Consider the following 17,138-nt stretch of genomic DNA (forward strand, 5'->3'; position numbering starts at 1 on the left):
TCGGGCACTAGGTCTGTTCTAGCCAGGGAGCCACCAGGGCCTGAGCCAGCTCCAGGGCCTCGGGCCAGAGGGTCCCATCGGCTAGCAGGGGACGTCCCCGGCCCTGGGCTTCCAACAGCAGCGGTTGCAACAGACGGCGGGCCACCCCACCGAAGGCCACCCCCGCAATGTGGCGCCGAAGAGGAGCCTGTAACTGAGACAAGGTGTGCGCATTGGTGCCCCCCGCCAGCTGCACGGGGCCAGGGGGGGCGCAGGCCAGCACCGCTGCAGCCAATTTGACGGCGGCATGGGCCGTACCGGCCCCCACATCGCCACTCATCGGCCGGCCATCCAGCTGCCAGAGGGGGCGGAGGCCCTGGGCGCGCAGCAGGGCAAAGCGCTGCCACAGCTCGGCACCCAAGCCGGCTGGCAGCTGGGCCGTTCCCTCCAGACCAGCGCTCACCGCCAACCGCTGCAGCGGCACACCACTGGCCACCACCTGGGCCAGCCGCTCGGCAAAAGCTGCCCCCCGGCCTGGCTGGGTGTGGAGTTCCACCGCGTCGGGCCGCAATTGGGTCAGCAGGGGTGGCACGTCGACAGCCTCCAGCACCTGGCCCCGCTCCTCAATCAGGCCCTCGGGACAAGCCGGCAGGCAGCGACCGCAGCCGTAGCAGCGTTCAACCAGCACCCCGGGCCCACCGGTGGCCGCCACGCCGATCGCCAGGGCCGGACAGACCCGCTCACACGGGCGAGCACAGGCCGGCGGACAACGCTGGGGATCAAACCAGGCTTTGCGGAAATGGGGATCGGCCCCATCGCTGAGGCTCACCATCAACCAGGGCCGGGCCGCTCCCCGCGCCTGGGCCCAGGCGATGCCGCGACGGGCAGCGGCAGCCACGGCCACATCGGCCGCCACATCGATGCAGTGGACGCCTGCCAAGGCGAACACCCCGCAGACATCTTCAATGGCCGCCAGATCCTGATTGCTGGCACCGCAGATCAACTTGACCCAGCTGCCGCGGGTCAGGGCCGCCTCAGGCGTCAAGCAGCTGCTCAAGGGGCTGCCAGCGCAGGGCCCGGGCCCCTCCCATCTCCACCACCAACTTCAACCGCGGCTCACGCCGGCAGAGGGACACCAACGACCCCAGCTCGGCCCGCGACAGCACCTGGCCTTCGAGCAACCAAAGCAGGATCGGCTGGGTCCCCTCCAGCAGGCTCCCCAACTGAGGCATCACCCGCTGCACCTCCCCAACGGCCGCCCCTCGACCCACGCTTTGATGGCCGAGGTGCGGTGGACGCACGCCATGCAGCTGCAACAAAAAGGCTTCCGGATCCCCCAGCCCCCGGGCCGAGGTGAGCTGGGCTCGGTACCCCGCCGCCCGCATCCGACGCATCAGACGGGTTTCTGCGCCACCTTCGAGCGGGGCGAAGAGAGCCAAGGCCCCAGCCCGCTCCAGGTCCTGCCGGAAACCGCGCCCGGAGAGCAGCAGAGGCATCGCAAAGGATCACAAAGCTCAACAGCAGTCTGACAGCTCACGCCGGCCCGCGAACACGCATGGACTCGATCACTGCAGCGCCACGCAATGGAAGGCTGTCAACCCGTGAGGTAAGATCGTCGACTGTGCTGATGAACTGTGCCCGTCCGCTAGCCGGGCCTCCAGTTCGCAGCACACGGTCACCAGTGGTGGTGGCCGTCCTCGGCCAGCACGGCACAAGCAGCTGTCACAGGTTGCATGGTCCGTCGGGAAACTGCCTGAACGCGCCACATCTCCTTCGGAGATTCTGGTCCGGTTCAGACAAGTCCCAGCCGCGCTGATCCAATCCAGATCAGCCTTGCTAGCCCTTGGAAATCGCAACCGCGTCCGCCGGAGCTTCGTCTCGGGCCACGCCATGCGGCCACCTTGGCCGAGCCAGGCAGCTCCTCGATTTGTTCAGCTTCACCGTTACGCATGAGCCCTGGGCTCCTGTTGTGCGGTGGTCCAGCTGGCGTTGTTTCCCCTCCTATGTCCATCGGCATTCTTGGGAAGAAATTGGGCATGTCCCAATTCTTCGATGAAGAGGGCAGATCCATCCCGGTCACCGTGATCGAGGCTGGTCCCTGCCGTATCACCCAACTCAAAAGCACCAGCACCGACGGCTACAACGCTGTGCAGCTTGGTTTTGGCGACATTCGCGACAAGCTCGTGAACAAGCCGGCCAAGGGGCACCTGGCGAAGTCGGGCGATGAGGCCCTGCGTCACCTGAAGGAATATCGGGTCGACAGTGTCGATGGCCTTGAGCTGGGTGGCTCCATCACCGTCACGGCCTTCGAAGCAGGCCAGAAGGTCGATGTGAGCGGCGACACCATGGGGCGTGGCTTCTCCGGCCTCCAGAAGCGCCACGGCTTCAGCCGCGGACCCATGACCCACGGTTCCAAGAACCACCGTGAGCCGGGTTCGATCGGCGCCGGCACCACGCCTGGCCGCGTCTACCCCGGCAAGCGCATGGCTGGTCGTTACGGCGGCAAGCAAACCACCACCCGCGGGCTCGTCATCCTGAAAGTGGATGCGGAGCGCAATCTGCTGGTGGTGAAGGGTTCAGTGCCCGGCAAGCCCGGCGCCCTGCTGAACATCCGCCCGGCGAACCGGGTGGGCGCCAAAGCTGGGAACTGAGGAGAACATCGATGGCTAACTGTGTAATCCGCGACTGGCAGGGCAAAGAAGCCGGCAAGGCTGCCCTCGACCTCAAGGTCGCTAAAGAAACGTCCGCCTCCGACCTGGTGCATCGCGCCGTGGTGCGTCAGCTGGCCAACGCCCGCCAGGGCACAGCCAGCACGCTCACCCGTGCCGAAGTGGCCGGTGGTGGTCGCAAGCCCTACAAACAGAAGGGCACCGGTCGGGCCCGCCAGGGTTCGATCCGCACCCCCCTCCGCCCCGGTGGTGGTGTGGTGTTTGGTCCCAAGCCCCGCAGCTATGCCGTGGCGATGAACCGCAAGGAACGTCGCCTGGCCCTGCGCACCGCGCTGATGAGCCGCATCGACGACATCACCGTGGTGAAAGGCTTCGGAGCGGGGCTCGACACCCCCAAAACCAAGGAGATCACCGCTGCCTTGGCCCGCTTCGGCATCGAAGCCGGCACCAAGGTGCTGGTGGTGCTCGACGGTGCTTCCGAGGCCGTGCGGCGTTCCGTGCGCAACCTCGAGAAGGTCAAGCTGATCGCCGCTGATCAGCTCAACGTGTTCGATCTGCTCCACGCCAACAAGTTGGTGGTGAGCGAGGAAGCACTCGCGAAGATTCAGGAGGTCTACGGCGATGGCTGAGCGTTTTTCCAGTCGGCTCGCGGATGTGATCCGCCGGCCCCTGATCACCGAGAAGGCCACCCGGGCCCTCGAGCAAAACCAGTACACCTTCGAGGTGGACCATCGGGCCGCCAAGCCCGACATCAAGGCTGCCGTTGAACAGCTGTTCGACGTGAAGGTCATCGGCATCAGCACCATGAATCCCCCTCGCCGCTCACGGCGCGTGGGACGCTTCGCCGGCAAACGTGCCCAGGTGAAGAAAGCGGTGGTGCGCCTGGCCGAGGGCAACGCCATCCAGCTGTTCCCTGAGTCCTGAGGGGTCTGAAACAACATGGCTATTCGCAATTACCGCCCCATCACCCCCGGCACCCGCACCCGCGTCGCCAGCGACTTCTCTGAAGTCACTGGCCGTGGTCGGGAGCGGGGACTGGTGGTGGCCAAACACCGCCGCAAAGGCCGCAACAACCGCGGCGTGATCACCTGCCGCCACCGCGGCGGTGGCCACAAGCGCCTCTACCGCATCGTCGACTTCCGCCGCGACAAGCACGGCGTGGTCGCCAAGGTGGCGGCGATCCACTACGACCCCCACCGCAACGCCCGCCTGGCGCTGCTCTTCTACGTCGATGGCGAGAAGCGCTACATCCTGGCGCCGGCCGGCATCGAGATCGGCCAGCAGGTGGTGTCCGGCCCTGAGTCGCCGATCGAAACCGGCAACGCCCTGCCCCTCTCCGCCATCCCCCTCGGCTCCAGCGTCCACAACGTGGAGCTCTATGCCGGACGCGGTGGCCAGATGGTGCGTACCGCCGGGGCCAGTGCCCAGGTGGTGGCCAAGGAAGGCGACTACGTCGCCCTCAAGCTGCCCTCCACCGAGGTGCGGCTGGTGCGCCGCGAGTGCTACGCCACCCTCGGCGAAGTGGGCAACGCCGAGGTGCGCAACACCAGCCTCGGCAAGGCTGGCCGCAAGCGCTGGCTGGGCCGCCGGCCTGAAGTGCGCGGTTCGGTGATGAACCCCTGCGACCACCCCCACGGTGGTGGTGAGGGCAAGGCACCGATCGGTCGCTCCGGTCCGGTGACACCCTGGGGCAAACCCGCCCTGGGCCTCAGAACCCGTAAGCGGAACAAACCCAGCAATCGGTTTGTGCTCCGGAAACGTCGCCGCATCTCCAAACGGAGCCGTGGCGGACGCGATTCGTGATGATCCACACCGCTTTGCTGTTCGCTTAATCCGCCATGGGACGTTCACTCAAAAAAGGACCATTTGTTGCCGACAGCCTGCTGCGCAAGGTTGAAAAGCAAAACGTTGCCGATGACAAGTCCGTGATCAAAACCTGGTCACGCGCTTCCACCATCCTGCCGATGATGATTGGCCATACCATTGCCGTTCACAACGGCAAATCTCATGTTCCCGTCTACGTGACGGAACAGATGGTGGGCCACAAACTCGGGGAATTTGCCCCCACCCGCACCTTCCGGGGCCACATCAAGGACAAGAAAGGAGGCCGCTAACGCTATGGCAAACACCCCTTCCAACCAGGCCCTCGCCCACGGCCGCTACATCCGCGGTTCCGTCTCGAAGGTGCGCCGGGTTCTCGACCAGATCCGTGGCCGCAGCTATCGCGAGGCCCTGATCATGCTCGAGTTCATGCCCTACCGCTCCACCGGGCCCATCACCAAGGTGCTGCGCTCTGCGGTGGCCAACGCTGAACACAACCTGGGACTGGATCCCTCCACCTTGGTGGTCGCCACGGCGATCGCCGACATGGGTCCTTCCCTGAAGCGCTTCCGCCCCCGCGCCCAGGGTCGTGCCTACGCGATCAAAAAACAGACCTGCCACATCAGCATTGCTGTGGCTCCTTCCGCCTGACCCCGAGGACACCGACCGATGGGACACAAGATCCATCCAACCGGCCTGCGCCTGGGGATCACCCAGGATCACCGCTCGCGTTGGTACGCCCCCAGCAAGACCTACCCGACCCTCCTCCAGGAGGACGATCGGATTCGCAAGTTCATCCACAAGAAGTACGGCGCTGCCGGCATCAGCGATGTGCTGATCGCCCGCAAGGCTGACCAACTGGAAGTCGAACTGAAAACCGCCCGCCCCGGCGTGCTCGTTGGCCGTCAGGGCAGCGGCATTGAGGAGCTGCGCACCGGCATCCAGAAAACCCTCGGCGATGCCAACCGTCAGGTGCGCATCAACGTGGTGGAAGTCGAGCGGGTCGATGCCGACGCCTTCCTGCTGGCCGAGTACATCGCCCAGCAACTGGAAAAGCGGGTGGCCTTCCGTCGCGTCATGCGCATGGCCGTGCAGCGGGCCCAACGGGCCGGCGTTCTCGGCCTGAAGATCATGGTGGCCGGCCGCCTCAACGGCGCCGAGATCGCTCGTACCGAATGGACCCGCGAAGGTCGTGTGCCCCTGCACACCCTGCGCGCCGACATCGACTACGCCACCAAGCTGGCCAGCACCACCTACGGGGTGTTGGGCATCAAGGTGTGGGTGTTCAAGGGCGAGGTCCTGCCTGGCCAGAAAGAGCAGCTGCCCGTGGGCGCTGCCCCCCGCCGCCGGACCAGCCGGCAGCCGCAACAGTTTGAAGACCGCTCTAACAAAGAGTGATCCGGAGCCCTGAACCATGCTGAGTCCACGACGCGTCAAATTCCGCAAACAACAGCGAGGCCGCATGCGCGGCGTCGCCACCCGCGGCAACACCATTGCCTTCGGTGAGTTTGCGCTGCAGGCCCAAGAATGTGGCTGGATCACGTCCCGCCAGATTGAGGCCAGCCGCCGGGCGATGACCCGCCACGTCAAGCGGGGCGGCAAGATCTGGATCCGGATCTTCCCCGACAAGCCGGTCACCATGCGCCCCGCCGAAACCCGCATGGGTTCCGGTAAAGGCAACCCGGAATTCTGGGTGGCTGTGATCAAACCGGGCCGGATCCTGTTTGAAATGGGCGGTGCTGAAATCACCCCCGAAATCGCCAAGGAAGCCATGCGCCTAGCGCAATACAAGCTTCCGGTGAAGACCAAATTCCTGAGCCTGGCGGATCAGGACACTGCAGCCCCTGTGGAGGCCTGACCGATGGCACGACCCAACATCGCCGACGTGCGCAAGCTCAGCGGCGACCAGATCAACGAACAGGTCAGCGCCACCCGGCGCGAACTGTTTGAGCTGCGCTTCCAGCAGGCCACCCGCCGGCTGGAAAACCCGCACCGCTTCAAGGAGGCCCGCATCAAGCTGGCCCACCTGCTGACGGTGCAGCAGGAGCAAGAACGCTCCGCCGCCACGGCTGATTCAGCCTCCTGATACCCCCCTCGATCCCCATGGCACTCAAGGAAAGGGTCGGCACCGTCGTCAGCGACAAGATGGACAAAACGGTGGTGGTGGCGGTGGAAAACCGCTTCCCCCACCCCATCTACCAAAAGACGGTCAGCCGCACCACCCGTTACAAGGCCCACGACGAAGCGAACAGCTGCAAAGTGGGCGACCGGGTTCGCATCACCGAGACCCGCCCACTCAGCCGCACCAAGCGCTGGACCGTGGCCGAAGTTCTCACCAACAGCACCGCCGGTTGAAGAGAGCAGACCCATGATCCAACAGGAAACTTTTCTGAACGTCGCTGACAACAGCGGCGCCAAGCGCATCCAGTGCATCCGGGTGCTCGGCACCAACCGTCGCTACGCCCACGTGGGCGATGTGATTGTGGCCGCCGTCAAAGACGCCATGCCCAACATGGGCGTCAAGAAGTCGGATGTGGTGAAGGCTGTGGTGGTTCGCACCAAGGCAACCCTGCGTCGCGACACCGGCAACTCGATCCGGTTCGACGACAACGCTGCCGTGATTCTCGGCACCGACAACAACCCGAAGGGCACGCGGGTCTTCGGCCCCGTCGCCCGCGAATTGCGCGAGCGCAACTTCACCAAGATTGTGTCCCTCGCTCCGGAGGTGATCTGAGATGGCGACCGCAACCCCCAAGGCCAAGTCCCCCGAGCGCATCAAGATGCGCCTCAAGCAAGGCGACACCGTTCAGGTGATCTCTGGCAAGGACAAGGGCAAAACCGGCGAGGTGCTCCGCACCCTGCCGTATGAGAACCGGGTGGTCGTGCAGGGCATCAACCTGCGCACCCGCCACGTCAAGCCCACCCAAGAGGGCGAGACCGGCCAGATCGTCACCGAGGAAACGTCCCTGCACGCCTCCAACGTGATGCTCTACTCGACCACCAAACAGGTGGCCAGCCGCGTCGAAATCGTCGTGGAAAAGGATGGCTCCAAGAAGCGGCGCCTCAAAAAGACCGGGGAAATACTGGATTGATCGGCCCAGTTCCCATTCACAGTCTTCCATCTCTATCCCTGTTCCTGTCCGCCTTCTGACCCCGACCAGAAGCGCACCCCCTCCCTCCGTCATGTCACTGAAACAGCGCTACCGGGAGACGATTCAGCCCAAACTCCTCAAGGATCTGAATCTCTCCAACGTTCACGAAGTCCCGAAGGTGGTGAAAGTCACCGTCAACCGGGGCCTCGGTGAAGCCGCCCAGAATACGAAGGCCCTTGAGGCCTCCATCACGGAGCTGGCCACAATCACCGGTCAGAAGGTGATTGTGACCCGCGCCAAGAAGGCCATCGCCGGCTTCAAGATCCGCCAAGGCATGCCCATCGGCGTCGCCGTCACCCTCCGGGGTGAGCGGATGTATGCCTTCCTGGAGCGCTTGATCAATCTCGCTCTACCGCGCATCCGCGACTTCCGCGGCGTGAGCCCCAAGAGCTTTGACGGCCGGGGGAACTACACCCTGGGGATCCGCGAGCAGATCATCTTCCCCGAGATCTCCTTCGACAAGATCGATGCGATCCGGGGGATGGACGTCACGATCGTGACCAACGCCCGTAACGACGAAGAGGGCCGGGCCCTCCTCCGCGAGATGGGAATGCCGTTCCGCAGCAACTGAGCCCTCTTCGGACCCGACCATGGCCAATCACGACCCGATTTCCGACATGCTCACCCGCATCCGCAATGCGAGTGAGAAGCGTCACGAGACCACCAAGATTCCTGCTTCCCGTTTGGTGCGCAACGTCGCCAACGTGTTGCAGCAGGAAGGCTTCATCGCAGCCATCACCGAAGAAGGTGAAGGCGTGCAGAAGCATCTGGTGCTCGAGCTCAAGTACAGCGGCAAGCACCGCCAGCCCACGATCCGCTCCGTCCAGCGCGTCAGCAAGCCTGGCCTGCGCATCTACAAGAACAATCGCCAGCTGCCCAAAGTATTGGGCGGCCTGGGAGTGGCCATCATCTCCACATCCAAAGGAGTGATGAGCGACCGCGACGCCCGCAAGCAGGGTGTCGGTGGCGAAGTGCTCTGCTACGTCTACTGATCCCGGGAGGTTGATTCATGTCTCGTATTGGTAAAGCCCCGATTCCCCTCCCCGACAAGGTGAGCGTCAGCCTCAATGGTCTCGACGTCACCGTGAAGGGTCCGAAGGGCGAACTCAGCCGCACCCTGCCCGATGGGGTGCAGATCTCCCAGGACGGCAACACCCTGGTGGTGAGCCCCAGCAGCGAAACCCGCCGCTCGCGCGAGCGCCACGGTCTTTGCCGCACGCTTGTCGCCAACATGGTGGAAGGCGTCAGCCAGGGCTACACCCGCAAGTTGGAAATCGTCGGCGTGGGCTACCGCGCCGCTCTCCAGGGCAAAAAGTTGGTGGTTTCCGCCGGCTACAGCCACCAGGTGGAGATGGTGCCCCCCGATGGCGTCAGCTTCGCCGTCGAAGGCAACACCACCGTGCTCGTCTCCGGTGCCAACAAGGAACTGGTGGGCAACGAAGCTGCCAAGGTGCGCGCCATCCGTCCGCCCGAGCCCTACAAAGGCAAAGGCATCAAGTACGAGGGTGAGCACATCCTGCGCAAGGCCGGTAAGACCGGTAAGAAATGAGGTCTGCCTGAGCGTCGTTACCCTGTATCGCCATGTCATCCATCTCCCGCAAACAGCAGACCCAGAAGCGTCACCGCCGCCTGCGTCGCCAACTCAGTGGCTCGGCTGCCCGTCCCCGGCTCGCCGTGTTCCGCTCCAACAACCACATCTACGCCCAGGTCATCGACGACGACGCTCAGAACACCCTCTGCGCGGCGTCGACCCTCGACAAGGACCTGCGCACCAGCCTCACCACCAGCGGAACCTGCGATGCCTCCGTGGCCGTAGGCGAGCTGGTTGCCAAACGGGCCCTTGCCAAGGGCATCCAGCAGGTGGTCTTCGATCGCGGCGGCAACCTGTACCACGGCCGGGTCAAGGCCCTGGCTGACGCCGCCCGGGAAGCGGGCCTTCAGTTCTGATCCCTGCTCTCACCATGACCGAAACCAACGATCAAGTTCAATCCAACGACATTCCGGCCGCGTCGGATGTGCCTGTAGCGGCCGAAGGCCAGCAGGAGCGCCGCGGTGGCCGCGGTGAGGGCCGGGGTGGCGACAACCGCCGCGGTGGCGGTGGCCGTGGGCGCGACAACCGTCGCGGCCAGGAGCGCGACTCCGAGTGGCAGGAGCGGGTGGTCCAGATCCGCCGCGTCTCCAAGACCGTCAAGGGCGGCAAGAAAATGAGCTTCCGGGCCATCGTTGTCGTCGGCAACGAGAAGGGCCAGGTGGGCGTGGGTGTCGGCAAGGCCGGCGATGTGATCGGCGCCGTCCGCAAGGGCGTGGCCGATGGCAAGAAGCACCTGGTCAAGGTGCCCCTCACCCGCCATAGCTCCATCCCCACCCTCAGCAATGGCCGCGACGGCGCTGCCAGCGTGCTGATCCGCCCGGCCGCTCCCGGTACCGGTGTGATCGCGGGTGGCTCGATCCGCACGGTGCTGGAGCTGGCTGGCATCAAAAACGTGCTGGCCAAGCGCCTGGGGTCCAAGACACCCCTCAACAACGCCCGGGCTGCGATGGAGGCTCTGGCCGGCCTTCGCACCCACAAGGAGACCGCCAAGGAGCGGGGCATCTCCCTCGAGCAGATCTACTCCTGAGGCCTCGCCATGAGCATCAATCTCCAATCCCTGAAACCCAACGCCGGCGCCCGTCGCCGCAAACTGCGCAAAGGCCGCGGCATCGCCGCCGGTCAGGGTGCGAGCTGCGGCTTCGGCATGCGTGGTCAGAAGTCCCGCTCGGGTCGTCCGACCCGTCCTGGCTTTGAGGGTGGCCAAATGCCCCTCTACCGCCGCATCCCCAAGCTCAAGCACTTTGAGCTGGTGAACACCAAGGAGTTCACGATCATCAATGTGGCCAAGCTGGCCGAGTGCAAGGCCGGTAGCACCGTGAGCCTCGATTCCCTGGTGAAAGAAGGCCTGGTGACCAGCCCCAAGCACCCCCTCAAGGTGCTCGGCAATGGCGACCTCAAGGTCAAGCTCACCGTGCAGGCTGCTGCGTTCACAGCCAGCGCCCGCACCAAGATCGAAGCTGCCGGTGGCAGCTGCGAAGTCATCTGATCGCCTTGCGGGCCTCCGCCCTAAGGTCTGAGCCGTCCAGCTGGATCCCGGGACCCCCCAGGATTCAGCGGACGGTTTTTTTCATGCCCACCTCACGCCGCCATGCTTGTTAGCCGGGGTCGCAACCCCAGTGCTGGGGAAATCCTCAGCCAACTGATCCAATCAAAGGGCCTGCGCGACCGGGTGCTCACCACCCTCGGCCTGTTGCTGCTGGTGCGGCTGGGCATCTACATCCCGATGCCAGGCATCGACCGGGTGGCCTTCCAGGAGTTTCTCTCCCGGGGGGGCCAGCTGATCGGCTTCCTCGACATCTTCACCGGGGGTGGCCTCTCCACCCTGGGTGTGTTTGCCCTGGGGATCCTGCCCTTCATCAACGCGTCGATCATCATCCAGCTGCTCACCGCAGCCCTGCCCCAGCTGGAGGACCTCCAAAAGAACGAAGGGGAGGCCGGTCGCCGCAAGATTGCCCAGATCACCCGCTACGTGGCCCTGGGCTGGGGAATCCTGCAGAGCACGGTATTTGCCCTGATCCTGCGCCAGTACGCCACCGAGGGGCTCTCGGAGCCCGTGTTTGTCATCCAAACGGCCCTGGCTCTCGTGACCGGCTCAATGGTGGTGATGTGGATCAGCGAAGTGATCACCGAACGGGGCATCGGCCAGGGCGCGTCCCTGGTGATCTTCGTCAACATCGTGGCCACCCTGCCCAAGGCCCTGGGCTCCACCATCGAACTGGCCCAAAGCGGCGACCGCAGCACCGTGGGCGGCATCGTCGTGCTGGTGCTGGTGTTCCTGCTCACGATCGTTGGGATCATCTTTGTGCAGGAGGGCAACCGCCGCATCCCGATCGTCAGTGCCAAGCGCCAGGTGGGCGGCGCTGGGGTGCTCTCGGCACGCCAGAGCTATCTGCCGCTCAAGCTCAACGCCGGCGGCGTGATGCCGATCATCTTTGCTTCAGCGGTGGTGTTCCTGCCGCTGACCATCGCCAACATCACTCGCAGCCCCTGGCTGATCCAGCTGGCGGGCTACCTCAACCCCAACAGCAGCACGCCCTGGCTCTACGCCCTGGTGTTCTTCGCCCTGATCTGCGGCTTCGGCTTCTTCTACGCCTCGCTCACAGTCAATCCGGTGGACATCGCCACCAATCTCAAGCGCAGCGGCGTGGCCATCCCCGGCGTGCGCCCCGGCTCAGCCACGGCCAACCACCTCAGCGGTGTTCAAAACCGCCTCACCCTGCTGGGTGGTGTCTTCCTCGGCGCCGTGGCGATCATTCCCTCGGCCGTGGAAGGGGCAACCCAGGTGCGCACCTTCCAGGGCCTGGGGGCCACCTCCCTGCTGATCCTGGTGGGCGTGGCGATCGACACCGCCAAACAGGTGCAGACCTACGTGATCTCCCAGCGCTACGAAGGCATGGTGCGGCAGTAACCGCACGCCCTTCGGCACCCCGACCTCTGTTTTCAGTCCCGCCATGAAGCAACGTCTCCTGTTCCTCGGCCCCCCCGGAGCTGGCAAGGGCACCCAGGCCGAGCAGCTGGCCGCCGACCGCAACCTTCTGCATCTCTCCACTGGCGATCTGCTGCGGGCCGAAGTGGCCGCCGGCAGCGCCCTGGGTCAGGAAGCGGAGGCGGTGATGGCCCGCGGGGAGCTGGTGAGCGATGCGCTGGTGCTGGCGATCGTGCGCAGTCGCCTGGAAGCCCAGGCGGCCAGCGGGGGCGGCGGCTGGCTGCTGGATGGCTTCCCGCGCAACCTCGCCCAGGCGGAATCCCTGGGGGTGCTGCTTGACGAGCTGCAGCAACCGATCGAGCTGGCGGTGCTGATGGAGCTGGATGACGCCGTGCTGATCCAACGTCTGCTGGGCCGGGGCCGGGCCGACGACAACGAGACCGTGATCCGCCATCGCCTCGAGGTGTACCGCGAGCAGACCGCACCCCTGATTCGCTATTACCAAAGCAAAGGCCTGCTTCAGGCCGTGGAGGCCAACGGCACCGTGGAGACCATCGCCGAACGGATCACGGCGTTGCTGGGCTGATGCCCAAGAAGTGGTTGACCCGTGTGATAGGTTGTCGGTTTGCAAATTCGGAGAGCACAACGCCCATGAAGGTGCGTGCCTCAGTCAAGAAAATGTGCGACAAGTGCCGGGTGATCCGTCGCCACGGCCGGGTGATGGTGATCTGCACCAATCCCAAGCACAAGCAGCGCCAAGGCTGATCAGCCTTAGCCAGCCCCGCCTGGGGGCCAGCTGTATCCATGTTTATCCCGCTCCGCTTTGGCGGCGCGTCTTGCCCCCTCATCGATTTCCCACGTGGCTCGGATTGCCGGCGTTGATATCCCTCGCGAAAAGCGCGTTGAGATCTCCCTCACGTATGTGTATGGCATTGGTCTCACCCGTGCCCAGAAGATCCTGGCGAAAACCGGGGTCAACCCGGACACCCGGGTGAAGGACCTCAGCGACGCCGACGTTCAGAAACTGCGCGGGGCCGCTGAAAGCTTCACCCTCGAAGGCGACCTGCGTCGGCAGGAGGGCATGGCCCTCAAGCGCCTCCAAGACATCGGTTGCCTGCGGGGCCGTCGTCACCGCATGGGCCTGCCCGTCCGGGGCCAGCGCACCCGCACCAATGCCCGCACCCGCCGCGGTGCCCGCAAAACCGTGGCCGGCAAGAAGAAGTAAGGCGCCTCCCCCTTCCTCAATGCCCCCCTCGCCCTGCCGCCTCTTGCTCCAGCAGCCCAGACCTCCTGCGTCCGGCGTCACCAGAGCGACCCCCTTCACGTTCTTTGATCACCTCCTGCACCAGCAGGCCTTTCCGCCATGGCAAAACCAGCCAAGAAATCCGGCGCCAAGAAGACGAAGCGCAACGTCCCCAATGGTGTGGCGCACATCCAGAGCACCTTCAACAACACGATTGTGTCCATCACCGACACGGCCGGCGAAGTGATCTCCTGGAGCTCGGCCGGAGCCAGCGGCTTCAAGGGCGCCCGCAAAGGCACCCCCTTTGCTGCCCAAACCGCCGCCGAGGCCGCCGCTCGACGCGCCCTTGAACAGGGGATGCGCCAGATCGAAGTGCTGGTGCGGGGCCCCGGCTCCGGCCGTGAAACCGCCATTCGCGCCCTGCAGGTTGCGGGCCTGGAGATCACCCTGATCCGCGACGTGACTCCCCTTCCCCACAACGGCTGCCGCCGCTCCAAGCGCCGTCGTGTCTGATTCGTCGTCTCGTGCTTGCCCCCGAGGCTTCTTCCAACCTTTCGACCCTTCAGAACGTGCTGCATTACCAAATTGATCGGATCGAGCATCAGGTCGCCGAAGACCGGTCCCAGACCGGCACCTTCCTGATCGGCCCGCTCGATCGCGGCCAGGCCACCACCCTCGGCAACGCCCTCAGGCGCGTCCTGATCGGCAGCCTTGAAGGCAGTGCCATCACCGCCGTGCGCATCTCCGGCGTCAACCACGAGTACGCCACCGTTCCTGGCGTGCGCGAAGACGTGCTCGACATCCTGCTGAACTGCAAGCAGATCTCGGTGAACAGCCGCAACCGCGAGCTGGAAATCGGCCGACTGGTTGTGAATGGCCCTGCCACCGTGACTGCCGCCGACCTGCAGTTCTCCTCACAGGTGCAGGTGATCGACGGTGATCGCCTGATTGCCACCGTGGCCGAGGGCCACAGCCTCGAGATGGAAGTGCATGTGGAGCGCGGCGTCGGCTACCGCCCCGTCGATCGCCACAGCGAAGACACCAGCGCCATCGACCTGCTTCAGATCGATGCGGTGTTCAAGCCCGTGCGCCGGGTCAACTACACGGTGGATGAAACCGCTGTTGGCGAAGGCGGCTCCGCCCGGGAGCGGCTGCGCCTGGAGATCGAAACCAACGGCAGCGTCACCCCCGACGACGCCATGGCGCAGGCGGCCAACCAGCTGATCGCGCTGTTCCAGCCCCTGGCCAGCCTCACCATGGTGGAAGAGCCCGGCCTGGAGCCGGAACCCTCCGCCGAGGCCCAGATTCCGCTTGAAGAGCTCAACCTCTCCGTGCGGGCTTACAACTGTCTGAAGCGCGCCCAGGTCAACTCCGTGTCTGATCTGATGGGCTTCAGCTACGAAGATCTCCTGGAGATCAAAAACTTCGGCTCCAAGTCAGCCGATGAGGTGATCGAAGCGCTGGAGCGCATCGGCATCACCCTGCCCCAGAGCCGCACCAGCGCCTGATCGGCGGCCCCGTTTTCCGACACGCCACCTCACCAGCCCCAGTCCCATGCGACACCAGTGCCGAGTCCCCATGTTGGGACGCCCCGCCGACCAACGCAAAGCGATGCTGCGTGGACTCACCACCCAGCTAATCCGCGAAGGTCGGGTGACCACGACCAAAGCCCGCGCCAAGGCCCTTCGCGACGAGGCCGAGCGCATGATCAGCCTGGCCAAGGACGGCAGCCTTGCGGCCCGCCGCCGCGCCATTGGCTACATCTACGACAAGCAGCTGGTGCACGCCCTGTTTGACAAGGCCCAGGAGCGCTACGGCGAGCGTCAAGGCGGCTACACCCGCATCATCCGCACCGTGCCCCGCCGCGGCGACAACGCCGAGATGGCCATCATCGAGCTGGTCTGACCCGCTCCGGACCGTCCCTGCGCCGCATCGCCCTCTGCCTGCAATACGACGGCGCGGCGTTCTGCGGCTGGCAGCGGCAGCGCAACGCCCCCAGCGTGCAGGAAACCATCGAGGCGGCGATCGCCGCACTGGATCCGCTGGGGCCTGGTCGCACCATGGCGGCGGGCCGCACCGACACCGGCGTGCACGCAGCCGCCCAGGTGGCGCACTTCGACGCCGCCGGGCCGATCCCACCGGAGCGCTGGGCCAAGGCGCTGAACGGGCGGCTCCCCAGCTCGATTCGCATCCGGGCGGCCGCCGAGGTGCCCGACACCTGGCACGCCTGCTTCAGTGCCAGCTACCGGCGCTACCGCTACACGATCCACAACGCCCGCACCCCCAATCTGTTTCTGGCTCCCTGGAGCTGGCATCGCTACCAGCAGCGGCTCGACGACCAGGCCATGGCCCAAGCCCTTGAGGCCATGCTGGGTGAACACGATTTCTCGGCCTTCCAACGGGCCGGCAGCCGCCGCGCCCACGGCCGCACCACCCTCCAGGAGGTGCGCCTGGAGCGCCAGGGCGACCTCATCACCGTGGAGCTACAAGCCAGCGGTTTCCTCTACGGCATGGTGCGCCTGGTGATGGGCCAGCTCGTGGCCATTGGGGAAGGCCGGCTCAGCGGCGAGGCCTTCGAACACCGCTGGCGCGAGTGCCGGCGGGCCGAGGTGAAAGAGGCGGCGCCCCCCCAGGGCCTGTGCCTGCTGCGGGTGGGCTATCCCACTGAGGTCTTCCCCAGAGCCGCCTGGTATGATTGCCAACCGCGGTTTCAGCTCGAGACATCCGATTCACCGGATCTCCAGCCTGCTTCAGCCGTCCAGTCCGCACATCCAGCGCCGCCGCCGTCCGGGGGAGCGCAGGCCAAGCGGTAAGGTCACTGAATCCGGGCGCTGGGTTGTGTTCTACGACCAGCTGTCCTGCCCCAACTTCCGGCCTGCCGGTGCCTGATCAGGCGAAATGAACAAGACCCCCCTGCCCTCCATTGATTCCCTCGACCGCCAGTGGTATCTGGTGGACGCTGAGAATCAGACCCTCGGTCGCCTGGCGAGCGAAGTGGCCCAGGTGCTGCGCGGCAAGAACAAGCCCTGCTACACCCCCCACCTCGACACCGGCGACTTTGTGATCGTCATCAACGCCGACAAGGTGAAGGTGAGCGGCAACAAGCCGACCCAGAAGATCTACCGCCGCCACTCCGGTCGCCCAGGCGGTATGAAAACCGAGACCTTCGCCCATCTGCAGGCCCGCATTCCTGAGCGGATCGTGGAGAAGGCCATCAAGGGCATGCTTCCTCACAACGCCTTGGGGCGTCAGCTGTTCCGCAAGCTGAAGGTTTACAAGGGCACCGAGCATCCCCACGCTGCCCAGCAACCCCAGGTTCTCGCCCTCGATCCCGCCACTGCCGCCCAATGAGCACCAACAAAGTCGTCTACTGGGGTACGGGTCGTCGCAAGACCGCCGTCGCCCGCGTGCGTGTGGTGCCCGGCAACGGCACTGTCACCATCAATGGTCGCCCTGGCGACAACTACCTCAACTACAACCCCGTCTACCTGGCAGCCGTCAAAGCTCCCCTGCAGACCCTCGGTCTGGCAGCCGAATACGACCTGCTGGTGAACGTGCGCGGCGGTGGCCTGACCGGCCAGGCCGATGCGATCAAGCAGGGTGCTGCCCGCGCTCTCTGCGACCTCTCGCCAGACAACCGCAAGCCGCTCAAGACGGAAGGCCACCTCAGCCGTGACCCCCGCGCCAAGGAGCGTCGTAAGTACGGCCTGAAGAAAGCCCGTAAGGCGCCTCAGTTCTCCAAGCGCTGATTTCCTGT

General features: G+C 65.2%; 30 protein-coding genes. 28 read left to right on the plus strand and 2 right to left on the minus strand.

Annotated elements, in window-relative coordinates:
- Positions 1–7: 7 nt before the first annotated feature.
- Both CJZ78_RS06225 and CJZ78_RS06230 read right to left on the minus strand, forming a co-directional pair.
- Entirely contained in the window at positions 8–1,036 is a 1,029-nt protein-coding gene (locus CJZ78_RS06225; RefSeq protein WP_233128544.1) for an LdpA C-terminal domain-containing domain, read from the minus strand.
- Entirely contained in the window at positions 1,014–1,475 is a 462-nt protein-coding gene (locus tag CJZ78_RS06230; protein ID WP_094560042.1) for an NAD(P)H-quinone oxidoreductase subunit N, read from the minus strand. The genes CJZ78_RS06225 and CJZ78_RS06230 overlap by 23 nt, the downstream gene beginning before the upstream one ends.
- A gap of 507 nt (positions 1,476–1,982) precedes the next feature.
- Here CJZ78_RS06230 and rplC point away from each other — a divergent pair.
- From rplC to rpsI, 28 genes are all read left to right on the plus strand, one after another.
- On the plus strand, positions 1,983–2,630 hold the full coding sequence (gene rplC / locus CJZ78_RS06235; protein ID WP_094560043.1) for a 50S ribosomal protein L3: 648 nt from the start codon (positions 1,983–1,985) through the stop codon (positions 2,628–2,630).
- 11 nt (positions 2,631–2,641) lie between these two features.
- The gene (gene rplD, locus CJZ78_RS06240; protein ID WP_094560044.1) at positions 2,642–3,277 is read left to right on the plus strand and encodes a 50S ribosomal protein L4; all 636 of its coding nucleotides are present in this window, start codon (positions 2,642–2,644) and stop codon (positions 3,275–3,277) included.
- A complete protein-coding gene (locus tag CJZ78_RS06245) occupies positions 3,270–3,572 on the plus strand; it encodes a 50S ribosomal protein L23 (RefSeq protein WP_094560045.1) in 303 nt (100 codons plus the stop codon). The genes rplD and CJZ78_RS06245 overlap by 8 nt, the downstream gene beginning before the upstream one ends.
- 15 nt (positions 3,573–3,587) lie before the next feature.
- Positions 3,588–4,451, plus strand: a complete 864-nt coding sequence (gene rplB, locus CJZ78_RS06250; RefSeq protein WP_094560046.1) for a 50S ribosomal protein L2 — start codon at positions 3,588–3,590, stop codon at positions 4,449–4,451.
- Between the two features lie 35 nt (positions 4,452–4,486).
- A complete protein-coding gene (gene rpsS / locus CJZ78_RS06255; protein WP_094560047.1) occupies positions 4,487–4,762 on the plus strand; it encodes a 30S ribosomal protein S19 in 276 nt (91 codons plus the stop codon).
- Between the two features lie 4 nt (positions 4,763–4,766).
- On the plus strand, positions 4,767–5,120 hold the full coding sequence (rplV, locus tag CJZ78_RS06260; protein ID WP_094560048.1) for a 50S ribosomal protein L22: 354 nt from the start codon (positions 4,767–4,769) through the stop codon (positions 5,118–5,120).
- Between the two features lie 18 nt (positions 5,121–5,138).
- Positions 5,139–5,867 carry a 30S ribosomal protein S3 gene (gene rpsC / locus CJZ78_RS06265; RefSeq protein WP_094560049.1) on the plus strand — a complete coding sequence of 243 codons (729 nt, stop codon included), beginning with the start codon at positions 5,139–5,141 and terminating at the stop codon, positions 5,865–5,867.
- Between the two features lie 16 nt (positions 5,868–5,883).
- Positions 5,884–6,327, plus strand: a complete 444-nt coding sequence (gene rplP / locus CJZ78_RS06270) for a 50S ribosomal protein L16 (RefSeq protein WP_094560050.1) — start codon at positions 5,884–5,886, stop codon at positions 6,325–6,327.
- Positions 6,328–6,330: 3 nt separating this feature from the next.
- Positions 6,331–6,555, plus strand: a complete 225-nt coding sequence (gene rpmC / locus CJZ78_RS06275) for a 50S ribosomal protein L29 (RefSeq protein ID WP_094560051.1) — start codon at positions 6,331–6,333, stop codon at positions 6,553–6,555.
- A gap of 17 nt (positions 6,556–6,572) precedes the next feature.
- Positions 6,573–6,824: a 30S ribosomal protein S17 gene (gene rpsQ, locus CJZ78_RS06280; RefSeq protein WP_094560052.1), complete on the plus strand. Its 252-nt coding sequence runs from the start codon at positions 6,573–6,575 to the stop codon at positions 6,822–6,824.
- Between the two features lie 13 nt (positions 6,825–6,837).
- Positions 6,838–7,203: a 50S ribosomal protein L14 gene (rplN, locus tag CJZ78_RS06285; protein ID WP_094560053.1), complete on the plus strand. Its 366-nt coding sequence runs from the start codon at positions 6,838–6,840 to the stop codon at positions 7,201–7,203.
- Position 7,204: 1 nt separating this feature from the next.
- Positions 7,205–7,561, plus strand: a complete 357-nt coding sequence (gene rplX, locus CJZ78_RS06290) for a 50S ribosomal protein L24 (protein ID WP_094560054.1) — start codon at positions 7,205–7,207, stop codon at positions 7,559–7,561.
- Positions 7,562–7,652: 91 nt separating this feature from the next.
- The gene (gene rplE, locus CJZ78_RS06295; protein WP_094560055.1) at positions 7,653–8,192 is read left to right on the plus strand and encodes a 50S ribosomal protein L5; all 540 of its coding nucleotides are present in this window, start codon (positions 7,653–7,655) and stop codon (positions 8,190–8,192) included.
- A 19-nt stretch (positions 8,193–8,211) separates the two neighbouring features.
- A complete protein-coding gene (gene rpsH, locus CJZ78_RS06300; RefSeq protein ID WP_094560056.1) occupies positions 8,212–8,613 on the plus strand; it encodes a 30S ribosomal protein S8 in 402 nt (133 codons plus the stop codon).
- Positions 8,614–8,630: 17 nt separating this feature from the next.
- The gene (gene rplF / locus CJZ78_RS06305) at positions 8,631–9,170 is read left to right on the plus strand and encodes a 50S ribosomal protein L6 (RefSeq protein WP_094560057.1); all 540 of its coding nucleotides are present in this window, start codon (positions 8,631–8,633) and stop codon (positions 9,168–9,170) included.
- A 32-nt stretch (positions 9,171–9,202) separates the two neighbouring features.
- Entirely contained in the window at positions 9,203–9,568 is a 366-nt protein-coding gene (gene rplR, locus CJZ78_RS06310; protein ID WP_094560058.1) for a 50S ribosomal protein L18, read from the plus strand.
- A 14-nt stretch (positions 9,569–9,582) separates the two neighbouring features.
- Positions 9,583–10,239, plus strand: a complete 657-nt coding sequence (gene rpsE, locus CJZ78_RS06315; protein WP_094560059.1) for a 30S ribosomal protein S5 — start codon at positions 9,583–9,585, stop codon at positions 10,237–10,239.
- A 9-nt stretch (positions 10,240–10,248) separates the two neighbouring features.
- A complete protein-coding gene (gene rplO, locus CJZ78_RS06320) occupies positions 10,249–10,698 on the plus strand; it encodes a 50S ribosomal protein L15 (RefSeq protein WP_094560060.1) in 450 nt (149 codons plus the stop codon).
- Between the two features lie 102 nt (positions 10,699–10,800).
- Positions 10,801–12,120: a preprotein translocase subunit SecY gene (gene secY, locus CJZ78_RS06325; protein WP_094560061.1), complete on the plus strand. Its 1,320-nt coding sequence runs from the start codon at positions 10,801–10,803 to the stop codon at positions 12,118–12,120.
- Between the two features lie 43 nt (positions 12,121–12,163).
- A complete protein-coding gene (locus CJZ78_RS06330; RefSeq protein ID WP_094560062.1) occupies positions 12,164–12,724 on the plus strand; it encodes an adenylate kinase in 561 nt (186 codons plus the stop codon).
- Positions 12,725–12,789: 65 nt separating this feature from the next.
- Entirely contained in the window at positions 12,790–12,903 is a 114-nt protein-coding gene (gene rpmJ, locus CJZ78_RS06335; protein ID WP_006173336.1) for a 50S ribosomal protein L36, read from the plus strand.
- 94 nt (positions 12,904–12,997) lie between these two features.
- Positions 12,998–13,363 carry a 30S ribosomal protein S13 gene (rpsM, locus tag CJZ78_RS06340; RefSeq protein ID WP_094560063.1) on the plus strand — a complete coding sequence of 122 codons (366 nt, stop codon included), beginning with the start codon at positions 12,998–13,000 and terminating at the stop codon, positions 13,361–13,363.
- A gap of 138 nt (positions 13,364–13,501) precedes the next feature.
- Positions 13,502–13,894, plus strand: a complete 393-nt coding sequence (gene rpsK, locus CJZ78_RS06345; protein ID WP_010311626.1) for a 30S ribosomal protein S11 — start codon at positions 13,502–13,504, stop codon at positions 13,892–13,894.
- 56 nt (positions 13,895–13,950) lie between these two features.
- Positions 13,951–14,889: a DNA-directed RNA polymerase subunit alpha gene (locus CJZ78_RS06350; RefSeq protein ID WP_094560064.1), complete on the plus strand. Its 939-nt coding sequence runs from the start codon at positions 13,951–13,953 to the stop codon at positions 14,887–14,889.
- A gap of 46 nt (positions 14,890–14,935) precedes the next feature.
- Entirely contained in the window at positions 14,936–15,286 is a 351-nt protein-coding gene (gene rplQ / locus CJZ78_RS06355) for a 50S ribosomal protein L17 (protein WP_094560065.1), read from the plus strand.
- Positions 15,283–16,194 (plus strand): tRNA pseudouridine(38-40) synthase TruA, encoded by a 912-nt coding sequence (truA, locus tag CJZ78_RS06360; RefSeq protein WP_233128548.1) that lies wholly within the window; start codon positions 15,283–15,285, stop codon positions 16,192–16,194. The genes rplQ and truA overlap by 4 nt, the downstream gene beginning before the upstream one ends.
- An 85-nt stretch (positions 16,195–16,279) precedes the next feature.
- On the plus strand, positions 16,280–16,732 hold the full coding sequence (gene rplM, locus CJZ78_RS06365; protein ID WP_094560067.1) for a 50S ribosomal protein L13: 453 nt from the start codon (positions 16,280–16,282) through the stop codon (positions 16,730–16,732).
- Positions 16,729–17,130, plus strand: a complete 402-nt coding sequence (rpsI, locus tag CJZ78_RS06370) for a 30S ribosomal protein S9 (RefSeq protein ID WP_094560068.1) — start codon at positions 16,729–16,731, stop codon at positions 17,128–17,130. Before rplM ends, rpsI begins: the two co-directional genes overlap by 4 nt.
- The last annotated feature ends 8 nt before the right edge of the window (positions 17,131–17,138 follow it).

The sequence above is a fragment of the Synechococcus sp. 8F6 genome (assembly GCF_002252665.1).
In the GTDB taxonomy this organism is placed as follows: domain Bacteria; phylum Cyanobacteriota; class Cyanobacteriia; order PCC-6307; family Cyanobiaceae; genus Cyanobium_A.

What these genes read in the sequence shown, in the direction of transcription:
- CJZ78_RS06230 (WP_094560042.1), bottom strand. Translation starts at nt 1,475, where the DNA reads ATGCCTCTGCTGCTCTCCGGGCGCGGTTTCCGGCAGGACCTGGAGCGG.
- rplC (WP_094560043.1), top strand. Translation starts at nt 1,983, where the DNA reads ATGTCCATCGGCATTCTTGGGAAGAAATTGGGCATGTCCCAATTCTTC.
- rplD (WP_094560044.1), top strand. Translation starts at nt 2,642, where the DNA reads ATGGCTAACTGTGTAATCCGCGACTGGCAGGGCAAAGAAGCCGGCAAG.
- CJZ78_RS06245 (WP_094560045.1), top strand. Translation starts at nt 3,270, where the DNA reads ATGGCTGAGCGTTTTTCCAGTCGGCTCGCGGATGTGATCCGCCGGCCC.
- rplB (WP_094560046.1), top strand. Translation starts at nt 3,588, where the DNA reads ATGGCTATTCGCAATTACCGCCCCATCACCCCCGGCACCCGCACCCGC.
- rpsS (WP_094560047.1), top strand. Translation starts at nt 4,487, where the DNA reads ATGGGACGTTCACTCAAAAAAGGACCATTTGTTGCCGACAGCCTGCTG.
- rplV (WP_094560048.1), top strand. Translation starts at nt 4,767, where the DNA reads ATGGCAAACACCCCTTCCAACCAGGCCCTCGCCCACGGCCGCTACATC.
- rpsC (WP_094560049.1), top strand. Translation starts at nt 5,139, where the DNA reads ATGGGACACAAGATCCATCCAACCGGCCTGCGCCTGGGGATCACCCAG.
- rplP (WP_094560050.1), top strand. Translation starts at nt 5,884, where the DNA reads ATGCTGAGTCCACGACGCGTCAAATTCCGCAAACAACAGCGAGGCCGC.
- rpmC (WP_094560051.1), top strand. Translation starts at nt 6,331, where the DNA reads ATGGCACGACCCAACATCGCCGACGTGCGCAAGCTCAGCGGCGACCAG.
- rpsQ (WP_094560052.1), top strand. Translation starts at nt 6,573, where the DNA reads ATGGCACTCAAGGAAAGGGTCGGCACCGTCGTCAGCGACAAGATGGAC.
- rplN (WP_094560053.1), top strand. Translation starts at nt 6,838, where the DNA reads ATGATCCAACAGGAAACTTTTCTGAACGTCGCTGACAACAGCGGCGCC.
- rplX (WP_094560054.1), top strand. Translation starts at nt 7,205, where the DNA reads ATGGCGACCGCAACCCCCAAGGCCAAGTCCCCCGAGCGCATCAAGATG.
- rplE (WP_094560055.1), top strand. Translation starts at nt 7,653, where the DNA reads ATGTCACTGAAACAGCGCTACCGGGAGACGATTCAGCCCAAACTCCTC.
- rpsH (WP_094560056.1), top strand. Translation starts at nt 8,212, where the DNA reads ATGGCCAATCACGACCCGATTTCCGACATGCTCACCCGCATCCGCAAT.
- rplF (WP_094560057.1), top strand. Translation starts at nt 8,631, where the DNA reads ATGTCTCGTATTGGTAAAGCCCCGATTCCCCTCCCCGACAAGGTGAGC.
- rplR (WP_094560058.1), top strand. Translation starts at nt 9,203, where the DNA reads ATGTCATCCATCTCCCGCAAACAGCAGACCCAGAAGCGTCACCGCCGC.
- rpsE (WP_094560059.1), top strand. Translation starts at nt 9,583, where the DNA reads ATGACCGAAACCAACGATCAAGTTCAATCCAACGACATTCCGGCCGCG.
- rplO (WP_094560060.1), top strand. Translation starts at nt 10,249, where the DNA reads ATGAGCATCAATCTCCAATCCCTGAAACCCAACGCCGGCGCCCGTCGC.
- secY (WP_094560061.1), top strand. Translation starts at nt 10,801, where the DNA reads ATGCTTGTTAGCCGGGGTCGCAACCCCAGTGCTGGGGAAATCCTCAGC.
- CJZ78_RS06330 (WP_094560062.1), top strand. Translation starts at nt 12,164, where the DNA reads ATGAAGCAACGTCTCCTGTTCCTCGGCCCCCCCGGAGCTGGCAAGGGC.
- rpmJ (WP_006173336.1), top strand. Translation starts at nt 12,790, where the DNA reads ATGAAGGTGCGTGCCTCAGTCAAGAAAATGTGCGACAAGTGCCGGGTG.
- rpsK (WP_010311626.1), top strand. Translation starts at nt 13,502, where the DNA reads ATGGCAAAACCAGCCAAGAAATCCGGCGCCAAGAAGACGAAGCGCAAC.
- rplQ (WP_094560065.1), top strand. Translation starts at nt 14,936, where the DNA reads ATGCGACACCAGTGCCGAGTCCCCATGTTGGGACGCCCCGCCGACCAA.
- rplM (WP_094560067.1), top strand. Translation starts at nt 16,280, where the DNA reads ATGAACAAGACCCCCCTGCCCTCCATTGATTCCCTCGACCGCCAGTGG.
- rpsI (WP_094560068.1), top strand. Translation starts at nt 16,729, where the DNA reads ATGAGCACCAACAAAGTCGTCTACTGGGGTACGGGTCGTCGCAAGACC.